The sequence below is a fragment of the Sphingobium yanoikuyae genome (assembly GCF_034424525.1).
Taxonomy (GTDB): Bacteria; Pseudomonadota; Alphaproteobacteria; order Sphingomonadales; family Sphingomonadaceae; genus Sphingobium; species Sphingobium yanoikuyae.
Genome location: NZ_CP139979.1, coordinates 3,690,526 through 3,704,369 on the forward strand (window position 1 = coordinate 3,690,526; position 13,844 = coordinate 3,704,369).

12 protein-coding genes and 1 pseudogene are annotated in these 13,844 nt (G+C 66.1%); 7 read left to right on the plus strand and 6 right to left on the minus strand.

The window, feature by feature from the left end:
- Positions 1–12: 12 nt before the first annotated feature.
- Entirely contained in the window at positions 13–927 is a 915-nt protein-coding gene (locus tag U0025_RS16950; RefSeq protein WP_004208640.1) for a bifunctional helix-turn-helix transcriptional regulator/GNAT family N-acetyltransferase, read from the plus strand.
- A gap of 180 nt (positions 928–1,107) precedes the next feature.
- Here U0025_RS16950 and ppc read toward each other — a convergent pair whose 3' ends face one another.
- Positions 1,108–3,810 carry a phosphoenolpyruvate carboxylase gene (gene ppc / locus U0025_RS16955; RefSeq protein WP_004208641.1) on the minus strand — a complete coding sequence of 901 codons (2,703 nt, stop codon included), beginning with the start codon at positions 3,808–3,810 and terminating at the stop codon, positions 1,108–1,110.
- Positions 3,811–3,924: 114 nt separating this feature from the next.
- On the opposite strand from ppc, the gene U0025_RS16960 reads away from it, so the two are divergent.
- Both U0025_RS16960 and U0025_RS16965 read left to right on the plus strand, forming a co-directional pair.
- Positions 3,925–5,373: a helicase HerA domain-containing protein gene (locus tag U0025_RS16960; RefSeq protein WP_004208642.1), complete on the plus strand. Its 1,449-nt coding sequence runs from the start codon at positions 3,925–3,927 to the stop codon at positions 5,371–5,373.
- A complete protein-coding gene (locus U0025_RS16965; RefSeq protein ID WP_004208643.1) occupies positions 5,370–5,834 on the plus strand; it encodes a low molecular weight protein-tyrosine-phosphatase in 465 nt (154 codons plus the stop codon). Before U0025_RS16960 ends, U0025_RS16965 begins: the two co-directional genes overlap by 4 nt.
- Positions 5,835–5,846: 12 nt before the next feature.
- Here the strand turns inward: U0025_RS16965 and U0025_RS16970 are convergent.
- The 4 genes and pseudogenes from U0025_RS16970 to U0025_RS16985 form a co-directional block, all read right to left on the minus strand.
- Positions 5,847–6,226 (minus strand): annotated as a pseudogene (locus U0025_RS16970) (OsmC family protein).
- 11 nt (positions 6,227–6,237) lie between these two features.
- The gene (locus tag U0025_RS16975; RefSeq protein WP_004208645.1) at positions 6,238–7,134 is read right to left on the minus strand and encodes a pirin family protein; all 897 of its coding nucleotides are present in this window, start codon (positions 7,132–7,134) and stop codon (positions 6,238–6,240) included.
- Between the two features lie 29 nt (positions 7,135–7,163).
- Positions 7,164–7,484 carry a hypothetical protein gene (locus U0025_RS16980; protein WP_004208646.1) on the minus strand — a complete coding sequence of 107 codons (321 nt, stop codon included), beginning with the start codon at positions 7,482–7,484 and terminating at the stop codon, positions 7,164–7,166.
- 146 nt (positions 7,485–7,630) lie between these two features.
- Positions 7,631–8,329: a pirin family protein gene (locus tag U0025_RS16985; RefSeq protein WP_004208647.1), complete on the minus strand. Its 699-nt coding sequence runs from the start codon at positions 8,327–8,329 to the stop codon at positions 7,631–7,633.
- 122 nt (positions 8,330–8,451) lie between these two features.
- On the opposite strand from U0025_RS16985, the gene U0025_RS16990 reads away from it, so the two are divergent.
- The 4 genes from U0025_RS16990 (at position 8,452) to U0025_RS17005 (ending at position 13,116) form a co-directional block, all read left to right on the plus strand.
- On the plus strand, positions 8,452–9,381 hold the full coding sequence (locus U0025_RS16990; RefSeq protein WP_004208648.1) for a LysR family transcriptional regulator: 930 nt from the start codon (positions 8,452–8,454) through the stop codon (positions 9,379–9,381).
- Positions 9,382–9,560: 179 nt separating this feature from the next.
- A complete protein-coding gene (locus U0025_RS16995) occupies positions 9,561–11,156 on the plus strand; it encodes a toll/interleukin-1 receptor domain-containing protein (protein WP_004208649.1) in 1,596 nt (531 codons plus the stop codon).
- Position 11,157: 1 nt separating this feature from the next.
- Positions 11,158–11,640, plus strand: a complete 483-nt coding sequence (locus U0025_RS17000; RefSeq protein ID WP_004208650.1) for a nucleotide synthetase — start codon at positions 11,158–11,160, stop codon at positions 11,638–11,640.
- Positions 11,641–11,664: 24 nt separating this feature from the next.
- Positions 11,665–13,116: a TRAFs-binding domain-containing protein gene (locus tag U0025_RS17005; RefSeq protein ID WP_004208651.1), complete on the plus strand. Its 1,452-nt coding sequence runs from the start codon at positions 11,665–11,667 to the stop codon at positions 13,114–13,116.
- Positions 13,117–13,128: 12 nt separating this feature from the next.
- Here the strand turns inward: U0025_RS17005 and U0025_RS17010 are convergent, their stop codons facing one another.
- Positions 13,129–13,782 carry a Crp/Fnr family transcriptional regulator gene (locus tag U0025_RS17010; protein ID WP_004208652.1) on the minus strand — a complete coding sequence of 218 codons (654 nt, stop codon included), beginning with the start codon at positions 13,780–13,782 and terminating at the stop codon, positions 13,129–13,131.
- Between the last annotated feature and the right edge of the window lie 62 nt (positions 13,783–13,844).

Consider the following 13,844-nt stretch of genomic DNA (forward strand, 5'->3'; position numbering starts at 1 on the left):
TGAAGCGTCGGCATGGAACAGGCCATTGCAACCATCCGCACCTTCAACCGCTTCTTCACCCGCCATGTGGGGGCGATCGACGCGCGCTTCCTCGACAGCGACGCCAACCTGCCCGAGGCGCGGCTGCTGTTCGAAATCGCCCGGCTGGAACCGGTCCTCGCCAGCACGCTCCAGGCCGAACTGGACCTGGATCGCGGCTATCTCAGCCGCATGATCGCCCGCTTCGAGAAGAAGGAGTGGATCGTCCGTGATCAGGAAGCCGCCGACGCCCGCGCCCGCCCGATCCGCCTCACTGCCGCCGGCCGCGCCGCCTTCGACCAGCTCGACAGCCGCCAGCGCGCCGTCGTCGCCCAGGATCTGGACCGGCTCGACAACGTCGAGCAGCAGGATCTGCTCCAGGCGCTCACCCGCGCCCGGCTGTTGCTCGATCCCGCCAGCGGCGGCCCCTTCATCATCCGCCCCTTCCGCACCGGCGAGGTCAGCCAGGTCGTCACCCGCCAGTCGATCCTCTACGCCGCCAGCCATGGCTGGGGCCGGCCGCTCGAAACGCTGGAGGCCGAAACCGTCGCCGCCTTTCTGCGCGACTTCAAGCCGGATCGCGAACAATGCTGGATCGCGGAGATCGACGGCGTCATGGCCGGCGCGATATTCCTGACCGACGAGGGCGACGGCCTCGCCCGGCTGCGCCTGCTCCATGTCGAGCCCTTTGCGCGGCGGCGCGGAATCGGCGACGCGCTGGTCGCCACCTGCCTGCAATTCGCCCGCGACAAACATTATCGCGCCGTCACGCTGTGGACGCACAAGATATTGGAACCCGCGCGCCGCATCTATGCCCGGCACGGCTTCGTCTGCGTATCGAGCGACGTCCACACGGTCTTCGGCGACCCGATCGAGGGCGAGACCTGGCGCATCGCCCTCCATCCCTGACCGCGCCTGTCCTATCCAGCGAAGCGATGCTATAAGGGGAATGGACCGGCTGGCTGCTCGCAACATGATTTCCCACAATTGATCGATACGATCAAAATGTGCGGGAAATGTGCGAAGTTAAGCGCGGCAAATCCTACAGAGCGGGTCGGCCATCCCCAACCCGCTCCGTAGCATTCCAGTTCAACCGCTGTTGCGCAGCGCGGTCGCGATCGCGTTGATCGACAGTTCGATGCCTTCCTTGATCCGGGCATCATCCTCGCCGGCGCGATAGCGCTTGAGCAGTTCGACCTGCAGCAGATTGAGCGGCTCGATATAGGGAAGCCGCAGCCGGATCGACGTCTCGGTCGTCGGGCTCCGTTCCAGCAGGCGCGACTGGCCGGTGGCCGCCAGCAGCCCGTCATGGGTCAGCGACCAGCCTTCGCGGATACGCCCGAACAGCGTTTCCGCCTTGGCCTGGTCCTCGACCAGCGGCAGATATCGCGCCGCAATGCCGAGGTCGGACTTCGCCAGCACCATCTCCAGATTGGCCAGCGCCGACTGCAGGAAGGACCAGTGCTGCGCCATGTCCGCCAGCAGCGCCTTGTCCTCGAACGCGGCGATCGCATGGCCGAAACCATACCAGCCCGGCAGCATGACGCGGGCCTGTGCCCAGCTGAACACCCAGGGAATGGCGCGCAGATCCTCGATCGCGGTGCTCTTGGTCCGGCTCGCCGGACGCGACCCGATCTTGAGGCCGGAGATTTCCTGGATCGGGGTGAGCTGGCGGAAGAATTCCTTGAACCCATCGGTGCCGTAGACCAGATCGCGATAGGCGGTGAAGGCGTTCTTCGACAGCTCGTCCATCGCCGCGGCAAAGCGGGCGGCATCCTTCGCCGACACGCCTTCGGGTTCCAGGCTGGCCAGCAGGGTCGCGCTGGTCATCGCTTCCAGATTGGTCATCGCCACGTCGCGCGCGCCGAACTTGGCCGCGATCACCTCGCCCTGCTCGGTGATGCGGATGCGCCCCTGCACGCTGCCGCGCGGCTGCGCCTGGATCGCCTTGAACGCCGAACCGCCGCCGCGCCCGACCGCGCCACCGCGACCATGGAACAGCTGCATCGCCGCCCCGGCCTCGGCAAAGACCGGCTCCAGCGCCTGGCTCGCCTTGTAGAGGCTCCAGGTCGAGGTGATATAGCCGCCATCCTTGTTGCTGTCGGAATAGCCGATCATCACTTCCTGATGGCCGCGCGCCTGCACCACCCCGGCAATTTCGGGCAGGCCGAAATAGGCGGTCATGATCTTGGGCGCGGCCTCAAGGTCGCCGATCGTCTCGAACAGCGGGATCGACATGATCGCCGCCTTGGCCGGGTCGCCATTTTCCGGCGCGCGCCACAGTCCCGCTTCCTTCAGCAGGATATTGACCTCCAGCATGTCGGACACGCTTTCGGCCTTGGAAATGATATAATGGGTGATGCACTGCGGCCCATAGGTGCGGTGCGCCTCGGCTGCGGCATGGACGATCGCCAGCTCCGACGCCGTTTCCTCGGAATATTCCGAAAAGCGCGTGCCGAGCGGCCGGTTCGTCGCCAGTTCCCTGCGCAACAGGGCGATGCGGGCAAATTCGTCCAGCCCGGCATAATCCGCCTCGACCCCGGCGACCTTCAGCAGTTCGGCGACCACGCGCTGATGCACGTCGCTATTCTGCCGCATGTCGAGCGTGGCGAGATGGAAGCCGAAGGTTTCGACCGCGCGGATCAGCCGGCCGAGCGCGCCGCCGGTCGACAGCGCGCCATCGCCCTCGCTCGCCAGCCCCTGCGCCACGGTGACGAGGTCGCGGCGGAAATCGCCCGGCGCGGCGTAGGGCTCGCCCTTCAGCGCCGACGGGCGCGGCGGGGCCTTGCCGACCAGATGGACATAGGTGGTCGCCAGTCGCGCATAAATGCCCGAAATGGCGCGGCGATAGGGCTCGTCCTGCCGGCTGGGCGATGCGTCGCCGCTCGCCTCCGCCAGCGCCAGCACCGCTTCGGGCACATGGGCGAGTTCGGTCGAGACCGACAGTTCCGCACCCAGCGCATGGATCGATTCCATATAATAGGCCAGCGCCGCCTCGCAGCCCCGGCCCAGCGCCGATCGCAGCTGCGGCGCCTGGACGAACGGGTTGCCGTCACGGTCGCCGCCGATCCAGTTGCCGACCCGCAGGAAGCTGTGCGGCCGTGCGCCCAGCACCCGCTCCCACCGGCCATAGAGCGCCGGCAGCGTGGGCAGGAAGATATCGCGGAAATAGGTCAGGACATTGTCGATCTCGTCCTGCACGAACAGCTTTTCGCGGCGCAGCGGGCGCGTCTGCCACAGCAGCGCGATCTGGCGGAAGATCGCCTCGTCCAGATTCTCGCCATCATCCGTCTCGGTCCGCCCGGCATCCTTCAGCTGCATCAGGTCGGCGATGCGATTCTTGTGGTCGATCATGCTTTTGCGCCGCACCTCGGTCGGGTGGGCGGTCAGCACCGGCACGATCAGGCTGTGCGACAGCAATTCCAGGACAGCATCCTTGCCGATGCCATGCGATTCGAGCTTGGCCACCGCCGACGCGACATCGGCGCCCGGTTCCGCCGCCACGCCCTGCCGATCCTCGGCCAGATTGGCGAGCATCGAGAACAGCATGAAGCCGCGGGTGAAGTTGAGCGTGTCGTCGAGATTGAGGGCATCGAGGCCCGTGTCTGTCAGGTCCGCCCCCTGCAGCCCGCGCGCGCGGTCGACCGAGGCGGAGCGGATATATTCGGTCTGCTTGTAGAGTTTCTCCCCGCCATAGGCCCGAATGACATCGCCCAGCAGGCGTCCCAGATAACGGATGTCGGGATTCTGCGTGATCGCAGGCGCGGATTGGGCGGGGTTTATGCTCTCCATGATGGATCGATGCTGCATCGCAACAATGCGATGGTCAAGATATTACGCGGCCAACGCTGGCAAACTGCCCAATACGGGTTGCGCGCAGGCCACAGGCTGGGCCAAAGGACGTTCGTGACCGCCAGCATCAGCATAGGAAATGACGGCACGGGCAATCCCGTGCTGGTCGATGTCGAGGAACTGCTTGCCACCCGTCTGCTCGTCCAGGGCAATTCCGGGTCGGGCAAGTCGCATCTTCTGCGCCGCCTGCTGGAGGAAAGCGCGCCGATGGTGCAGCAGGTGGTGATCGACCCGGAAGGCGATTTCGTCACCCTGGCCGACGAATATGGCCATGTCGTGATCGATGCCGGCGATTATAATGAGCGCGAGATCGTCAAGATGGCGGCCCGCATCCGCGAACATCGCGCGTCGGTGGTGCTGAGCCTCGAGTCGTTGGAACTGGAAGCGCAGATGCGCTGCGCCGCGACCTTCCTGTCGACCCTGTTCGATGCGCCGCGCGACCATTGGTATCCCGCCTTGGTGGTGGTGGACGAGGCGCAGATGTTCGCCCCGGTCGCCGCCGGCGATGTATCGGACGAGGCCCGGCGCCTGTCGCTCGCCGCCATGACCAACCTGATGTGTCGTGGCCGCAAGCGCGGCCTGGCCGGCGTCATCGCCACCCAGCGCCTGGCCAAGCTGGCCAAGAATGTCGCGGCCGAAGCCTCCAACTTCCTGATGGGCCGCACCTTCCTGGACATCGACATGGCCCGTGCCGCCGACCTGCTGGGCATGGAGCGCCGCCAGGCGGAGCAGATCCGCGATCTGGAGCGTGGCCGTTTCCTGGGGCTTGGGCCCGCGATCGCCCGCCGCCCGGTGGCGGTGAAGATCGGTGCGGTAAAGACCGGCACGCGCGGCGGCACGCACAAGCTGATGCCGCCGCCGATCACCACCGGCGAGGATTTTCAGGAATTGCTGTTCGCGCGGGTCGAGGAAGAATCGATGCCGCCGCCCCCACCCCGCGCCGAACCGCCGGCACGCCCGGCCGAGGAGATCATGCGCCAGCTTGCCGATGTGCCGTCGGCCAAGCCCGCCGCGCCGGAACTGGATTTCGGCGAGAATGAGCCGATCGTGATCGCCGTGCTGGACGAAATCGTCGCGGACCTGGGCGAAGCCGTCCCCAGCGTCGCCGCCCTGTTCCAGGATTTCGGCGTCCGCTGCCGGATGAAGGGGCTGCGCAAGCCGCCGCTCGACCTGCCCGCCTTCCGCAAGCGCTTCGCCATGGCGCTCGCCGGCATGAGCGATTCGGCCGACCCGCGCTGGGAAGAGCCGATCCGCGCCGCCGATCCGGTGCCCGAGGATATGCTGGCGCCCTTCCTGCTGATCGCCCGCGCGGCGATGGAGGGCGAGCCCTGCCCCGAGGATACGGTGCTGGCCCGCGCCTATGGCACCAGCTCGCCCGGCCGTGTGCGCCGGCTGATCGAATATATGGAGAAGCTGGGCGTGATCGTCGCGCGCACCGATTTCGGCGGCCGCCGCTCGATCGGCATCCCCGCTCTTGGCCTCAGCACGGCCGCCGCCGAATGACGCAGGCGTCGGTCCTGTTCGTCTGCCTCGGCAATATCTGTCGCTCCCCGCTCGCCGAAGCCGCGCTGCGGGCGGAGGCCGAACAGGCCGGACTGGACATAGTGGTGGATTCGGCCGGCACTGGCGACTGGCATGTCGGCGACGCGCCCGATCCGCGCGCGCAGGCGGTAGCGCGGCGCCATGGCATCGACATCAGTGGCTATCGCGGGCGGCAGGCGAAGCCGGCGGATTTCCACCGCTTCACCCATATCTTCGCGCTCGACAGCGACAATCTCGCCAATCTGCGCCGCATCCGCCCCGCCGACGGGACCGCCAGCCTGTCGCTGCTGATGGACCTGGTGCCGGGGCGCGAGGGCAGCGGGGTCACCGACCCCTATTATGGCAATGATGCCGGCTTCGACATCACCTGGGACGATGTCACCCGCGCCGCCAGGGCGATCGTGGCCAGGCTCCAGACCTGACCACCAACGCGATCAGGCCAGCGTCGTCGCGATCGGCAGGCCCTGTTTCAAGGTCAATGTGACCGGGGTCCGCTCGGCGACGTCGGCCAGCCGTGCCCGCTGTTCCGCGTCCAGCCCGACGATCGTCAGGGTCCGGTCGATCCGCTTCTCCTCCTTGCCCGACAGGCGCAGCGCGACGTCGAGCGATTCAAGCGCCCACCCCTTCTTCTCCGATACATGCGCAGCGTGATTGCGGTGCAGGCCCCCAGCGCCGCCAGCAGCAGGTCATAGGGCGCCGGGCCAAGATTGGCGCCGCCCAGCGCCTCCGGCTCGTCGGCGGTGATGGCATGACCGCCGACGACGATCTCCGTGCGATACCGGTCCTTGCCGATATGGGCGCTACCCTGGGCCATGATGCTGCTCCTTATGCCGGGAGGGGGATGAATTCATGCTCTTCCGGCACCGGGGCGAAGCGCTGGGCCTGCCAATCGGCCTTGGCCTGCTCGATCCGCTCGGGCGAGGAAGAAACGAAGTTCCAGAAGATATGGCGCTTCTCGGGCAGCGGTTCGCCGCCCATCAGCATCAGCCGGGTCGCGCCCCTGGCGCGCAGGATGATCTCCGCGCCGGGCTTGAACACCACCAGTTCGCCGCTCGCGAAGCCGCCGGTCTGGCCGATCACCTCGACTTCGCCCTGCACCACATAGATGGCGCGTTCGACATGCTCGGCCTTGAGCTGATAACGGGCGCCGTCCTGCAGCGCGATATCGGCGTAGACCATGTCGGAGAAGGTCTTCACCGGGGACACCAGACCATCGGAGCTGCCGGCGATCAGGGTCAGGCGCGTGCCCGCATCCTCGATCGTCGGGATTTCGTCGGCCTTGTGATGGGCGAAGCCCGGATCGACTTCCTCCGCCTGCGTCGGCAGCGCAACCCAGGTCTGCAGGCCGAACAGCTTGCCGCCCTTGGCGCGATTTTCCTCGCTGGTGCGCTCGCTATGGACGATGCCGCTGCCCGCGGTCATCCAGTTGACCTCGCCGGGGCGGATCGACTGGACCGATCCGACGCTGTCGCGGTGCAGGATTTCACCCTCCAGCAGATAGGTGACGGTGGCGAGGCCAATATGCGGATGCGGGCGCACGTCCAGCCCCTCGCCGCTGTTGAAGGTCGCCTCGCCCATCTGGTCGAAGAAGATGAAGGGGCCGACCATGCGGCGATGCGCGGACGGCAGCGCGCGGCGGACCGAGAAGCCATCGCCCAGATCGCGGACCGGGGGCAGGATGACCAGATCGACGCCGTCGACCTCTGAAGTGCGGATGGACATGGGACTTATCCTCTTTTCGGAAAATGGGGTCAGGCGCCGAGCAGCGCCAGCGCCTCGATCTGGGCGCGGCTATAGCCCTGCGCGGCGAGTGCGGGGACATGGCGTTCGGCGATCGCGCGGGTGCGGCCGGATTCGCAGAGAAATTCGCGGACATCGTGCAGATGCGGGGCCAGCGTCACCGGCTGGGCCTTTTTCGGTCCCAGGATCGCGTCGAGCGCATGGCCGATCCGCGAGCGGACCGGGCCGGCCGCCGCCGGTTCGCCACAGCCGCAATCGGCAACGGCGCTCAGGGTGGCCTTCACGTCCTGCCATTCGGCGGAGCTGAGGCGCGGGGTGGCGATGTTCAGCATGAGAAGGCTCCCTGTTCGTCTGGACCGTTTTCTTGCCTTCCTTCTAGCGCGATGGCGCTTTCAGGATCAGCCAGATAAAATCGGTCACTCTGTTCTATATTCTGGAAAAGAAGGGGCGCATTACCCGCGCCCCTCCCCTTTTATCGTCAGGCCGCGTCGACCAACACGATCTCGCTATCCTCGATCGCCGTCACGCGGATGACATCCAGATCCTGGATCGCCACGCCGTCGCGGGCATTGGCCCGCACATCGTCGATCTGGATCGCGCCGGTGGCCGGGACCAGATAGGCCTTGCGATCCTTGCCGATCGGATATTCGGCGCTCTCGCCCGCCTTCAGCGTCGCGGCGACAACCCGCGCATCGGTACGGATCGGCAGCGCGTCATTGTCATTCCCGTAACCCGACGCCAGCGTCACGAACTGGCCGCTGCGCTCGCCCTTGGGGAAGGGACGCGAGCCCCAGCTGGGTGCTTCGCCGTCGCGGGTCGGGATGATCCAGATCTGGAAGATCTGCGTCGTCACATCCTCGCGATTATATTCCGAATGGGTGATGCCGGTGCCGGCCGACATGACCTGCACATCGCCCGCCTCGGTCCGGCCCTTGTTGCCCAGATTGTCCTGATGGGTGATCGCGCCTTCGCGGACATAGGTGATGATTTCCATGTCGCGGTGCGGGTGCGGCGGAAAGCCGGTGCCCGGCGCGATCGTGTCGTCATTCCAGACGCGCAGATTGCCCCAATGGACGCGGGCGGGATCATGATAGCCGGCGAACGAGAAATGATGCTTGGCATCCAGCCAGCCATGATTGGCGCCGCCCAGGCTGTCGAAAGGACGAAGTTCGATCATCTTGTGTCTCCTGCGGGCGGTGCATCCATGATGGGGCCGCCCTGTCGAAGACCCAATTAGCGCTTGAACGCATTTCCGTTCAGATGGATAAAATCCATCGAAACGTTCCAGGAAATCGAACAGTGAACAATCCCGGCACCCCGACCTTCGACCAGCTGCGCATCTTCCTCACCATCGTCGACACTGGCAGCTTCGCCGCCGCCGGGCGCAAGCTCAATCGCGCCGTGTCGGTCATCAGCTATGGCATCGCCAATCTGGAGGCGCAGCTGGGCGTGCTGCTGTTCGAGCGTGAAGGCACGCGCAAGCCGCAGCTCACCGTCGCCGGCCGCGCGCTGCTGGCCGAGGCGCGCAGCATCGCCCATGGCATGGACGGGCTGCGCGCCAAGGTGAAGGGCCTGCTCGACGGGCTGGAGGCGGAGGTCAATCTGGCCGTCGACGTGATGTTGCCGGCCGAGCGGCTGGGCAAGGTGCTCCGCGCCTTTGCCAAGGAATTTCCCACGGTGCAGCTGCGCCTCCATGCCGAGGCGCTGGGCGCGATCGTGGCGATGGTGCTGGACCGGGGCGCGGTGATCGGCATTTCCGGGCCGCTGTCGGCCGGGGTCGAGGGGATTGAGAGCATGTCCGCCGGACTGGTGCCGATGGTCCCGGTGGCCGCGCCCGACCATCCGCTCGGCCGGATGGAGGCGATCGCGCCGGGTGCCGGTCGCGACTATACCCAGTTGGTGCTGACCGACCGGTCGCGCTTTACCGAAGGCCGCGATTTCTCGGTCGCCAGCCCCAAGACCTGGCGCCTTGCCGATCTGGGCGCGAAGCATGCGCTGCTGCGCGAAGGCATTGGCTGGGGCAATATGCCGCTGCCGATGATCGAGGCGGATCTGGTCGCGGGCACATTGGTGCGGCTCGCCATGCCCGATCATCCCGGCGGCACCTATCGCTTCTCGGGCATCTGGCGCCGCGACACCCCGCCCGGCCCGGCCGCATCCTGGCTGATCGAGCAGTTCGTCGCGCTGGGCGCCGACGATCGCGAAGCGGCCGGGATGAGCGACGTCTAGGCGTCCGCCAAAGACCGCGTCATCCCGACGATACGACGCTTCCCCTTGATGAATCATGTTTTTCTGGCACACCCCAAGGAGATTGCGGCGGGGTCCGACAAGATGGCGACCATGTATCGCCGACCGGGCTCACGCCGACAATGACAGGTGGGGGACAATAGAGTGAGTGCGGGTCGCGCATGAACAAGGTCAAGGAGGCGCCTGCCACGGTCGGCGCGCGCCAATATCGTGCTTTTCTGAGCTACAGCCATGCCGACGAGCGCGCGGCGGGAAAACTGCATCATTGGCTGGAAACCTACCGGATGCCCAGGCGACTGGTCGGCATACAGGCCGGCCGGGCGGCGGTCCCGCGCCGGCTGACCCCGATCTTTCGCGATCGCGCCGAATTGCCGGCCGCTTCCAGCCTCGACGAACAGGTGCGCCTGGCCCTGTCCCAGTCGGACGCCCTGCTGGTGCTATGCTCGCCAGCGGCGAAGGCCTCGCGCTGGGTCAATGCGGAAATCGCGCTGTTCCGCGAACTTCATCCCGACCGGCCGATCATCGCCGCGCTGGTCGCGGGTGAGCCGGCCGACAGCTTTCCCGCCGCGCTGATCGCGCGCGATGCCGATGGCATAGAGCGTGAACCGATCGCCGCCGATTTTCGCGCCGACAGCGACGGCCCCAAACTGGCCCGGTTGAAGATCGTCGCCGGCCTGACCGGCGTACCGCTTGACCAGATCATCCAGCGCGACGCCCAGCGCCAGTTGCGCCGTGTGATAGCCGTCACATTTGTTGCGCTTTTTCTTGTCCTATTGATGGCGGCAATGCTGGTCTTTGTCGCGCGGGCAAGGAGCGAGGCAGAAAGCCAGCGCCAGCAGGCAGAGGGACTGATCGAATTCATGCTGACCGATCTGCGGGAAAAGCTGGAGGGCGTTGGCCGGCTCGACGTGCTGCAGACGGTGAACAAGCGTGCGCTCGCTTATTATGCCGACCAGCCCGACCTGGAAACATTGCCGGGCGATTCGCTCGAACGGCGCGCCCGTATCCTGCAGGCCATGGGCGAGGATGATTTCAAACGCGGCGACACGCCCGAAGCCATCGCCCAGTTTCGCGAGGCCTATCGCGTCACTTCAACCCTGCTGGCCGCCGCACCGAACGATCCGCAACGCCTGTTCGCCCATGCCCAGAGCGAATTCTGGCTCGGCTATGTCGATTTTATCCGCGATCGGAACGACGCCGCCCTGACACGCTTCCAATCCTATCAGGCGCTGGCCGAAAGGCTGGTGCAGTTGCGTCCGGCGAACGACGCCTATTGGCGGGAACTGGGCTATGCGCAGGGCAATATCTGCACCATCGCCCTCGCCAGGAAGAATCCCGACAGAACATTGCAAAGCTGCAAGGGCGCGCTCGACACCATGATGCGGGTCCAGCGCCTGGCGCCCGGCGATCCGGCGATCGCCGCGGACCTCGCCAATCGCCATGCCTGGATGGCGGACGCGCTGCGCCTGCAGGGGGATGACCGGGCGGCACTGGTGCAGCGCGAAAAGCAGGACGCGATCCTGCGGTCGCTGCTCCGGCGCGATCCGAAAAATGCCGGTTATCTGCAGGACTGGATGCTCGCGCGCTATTCCATGTCGAACCTGCTCTATGATCTGGGTGAAACCGATCGCGCCAAGGCGTTGCGCGCCGAGGCCCGCGCCGACGTCGCCGACCTGGTGGCGCGCGATCCGGCGAACAAGGACTGGCAGGTCTGGCAGGGCAAGCTGGCCAAACCATTGACGAAGGGGAGCAAATAAGATGTCGACGCTGAATTATACCCAATATGGCCTGGCGCCATTGATCGAGGTCGAACTGGAAGATGGCGTCGCGCCGCTGCAGTTCAACGTCGCGCTAAGGGGTGAGAAGGGTTGGGTTTCGCTGCGCTATGAACAGCCCGGCGTCACCGATCATGACTATATCGCCATCACCGAAAATTCGATCGTGGAAATCAACCTGATCGGCGATCAGCTGTTCTTCTCGAAAAATTACGACGCCATCACGACCGAGGAGCCGCTCTCTTCCTTTTACGGCGGCTTGATCTATGATGATTATCACGCCGATCAGGACCGCTACAAGACCGTCCGGTTCCAGGCACGCTACAACCAGGGCGGCAAATATGGCACGCGGCACGGCTTCAACATCAATATCGACCTGCTGCAAAATCCCAGTGCCACCGAACCCAAATGGATCCCGCTGTCGATCGACCCTGACATCAAGAATCCACCGCCCAAGGAAGACTGAGCGCGGCGACGGGGTGGTGGCGACATGATCCTTCCGATCCTTGCGCAGATCCGCAGGGTCGCACGCAGCGGCGACACCGTTCGCGCCTGGACAATGTTCGGCGCGGCGGGCTTGCTGCCGTCACGCGACAGGGATGCGCTGACCCTCAAGGGCCGGCTGCTCAAGGATCGGGCGCTGCGCAGCGAGGGCGCCGAACGCGCCGCGCTGCTGGACGAGGCGCGACAGGCCTATCTCCAGGCGGCCAGCGACTGCCGCGCCACCTATCCGCTCATCAATGCCGCCACCCTCGCCTTTCTGAACGATCACCCCGCCGACGCGGCCGACCTCGCCCGCCAGGTGCTGACACTGCTCGACAGCGGCGATCATGTGCAGGAGACGCGCTACTGGCTGGCGGCGACAGCGGCCGAAGCCCATCTGCTGCTGGGTGACGAGGCCGCAGCGCAGGCCGCCCTGACACAGGCCATGACGGCCGCGCCGGATGCCTGGGAAGATCATGCCGCAACCCTGCGGCAATTCCACGAGATATTGACCAGGCAGGGGCGCTCGACCGCAATCCTCGATCCGCTGCGCCCGCCACCCAGCCTCTATTTCAGCGGCATCATCGGCCTGCCGGACAATGAGGAGGAAGCGCGCGGCAAGATCGAGGCGGCACTCGACCAGATTGCGCCGGGTGCCGCCTTCGGGGCGCTCGCCGCGGGCGCCGATATCCTGATCGCCGAATGCGCCCTTTTCCGGGGCATCCAGTTGCACATCGTCCTGCCGACAAGTCTCGACGTCTTTCGGCAAAGCTCGGTCGGCCGGTTCGGTGACCATTGGCTCGCCCGCTTCGATCGGCTGATCGACATGGCCGACAGCCTGGACGCGCCCGACGCCATCACCAGCCTGTCCAACGCGGCGATCGACAAGGGGTGCGAGATCGCCATGGGACTGGCGCTGCGCCGTGCCGACGCCTTTGCGACACAGGCCATCGCACTGCATATCGGTCGCGCCTCGGATCAGCCTGCCCCTGCCTATCGGCTGTGGCAGTCACGCACATTGCCCGTGCGCAAGATCATCCTCGAACAATCAATGCCTCCCTCTGGCGATGCGCTGCCCATGGCCGCCAACAAGGCTGTGCTGGCATCGACGACGCGCCTCGCGCCAACCATGCGCGAAAGCGCCAATGGCCTGCATTTCGAGGCATTCGACGATATGGCCACCGCCATGCTCCAGGCCAGCCTGATCCTGAAGGACTGGCCGGACCATGGGCTGGCGCTGGAATATCAAACGGTCATGCCGAACGATCCGATCGATGGCGAGGACTGCCTGGCGCTGCTCCTGGCGCCAGCCGCACCGGCCGGTAGCATCTGCATGCCCTGGCCACAGGCCGCCGCCATGGCGCTGCAAGGCCCCGGATATCGGTTCGAGATTGCCGGTGAAGTGATGACCCGCCAGGGCGATTGCCCGGTCGGCCATTATTATCCGCCGTCCAGCTGACGGCGCGCGCCTTCAGACGACCATGTCCGCCAGCATGCGCGGCGCATGGATCTGCATCTGACCATCTTCCCGACTGACGATGCCGCGCCGAATCAGCACGGCGATCGCGCGGGACGCGGTCTCGCGGGTCGTATTCGCGCTCAGCGCCAGGGTGGTGACCTGCGGCGCGGGCACGATATGATCGCGACCATCGGCCAGCGCGAGCAATTCGCTATAGACCCGCCCGGCCGCGCTATAGGTGGACCGGGTCGCCATTCTATCCAGCGCCCGATCGAGCTGGCGCGCCAGCAGCCAGGCCATGCCCGCGCCGATCTGCGCATCGCCCGCCACCAGCGCGGCCAGCGATTGTGCCTCCGCGCGCAACAGGCGGCTTTCGACCAGCACCTCTATCTCGGCCCGGTGCGTCGTGGGCGCTGGATAGGCGCCGAAAAACTCCCCCGGCCCATGACGCGCCAATTGCTGGCGCTGGCCGTCGATGCCAAAGGTCTGCACCGCCACGCAGCCGTCGACGATCAGCCAGCAATGGTGCGACGCTTCCCCTTGCCGGGCCAATATCTGCTTGGCGCCGACCTGCTGCGGAACCAGCACGCGGCGCAGCAGCTCCGCCGCCTTCCGATCACATCGGAAAACCGCTGCCAGCACCTCGACCTGTTCCTCGACCTGCAATCCTTCACTCCTCGGTGACGATCGATCGTTCCGTTACCGGCATAGCCTATGCGCTCCGGATG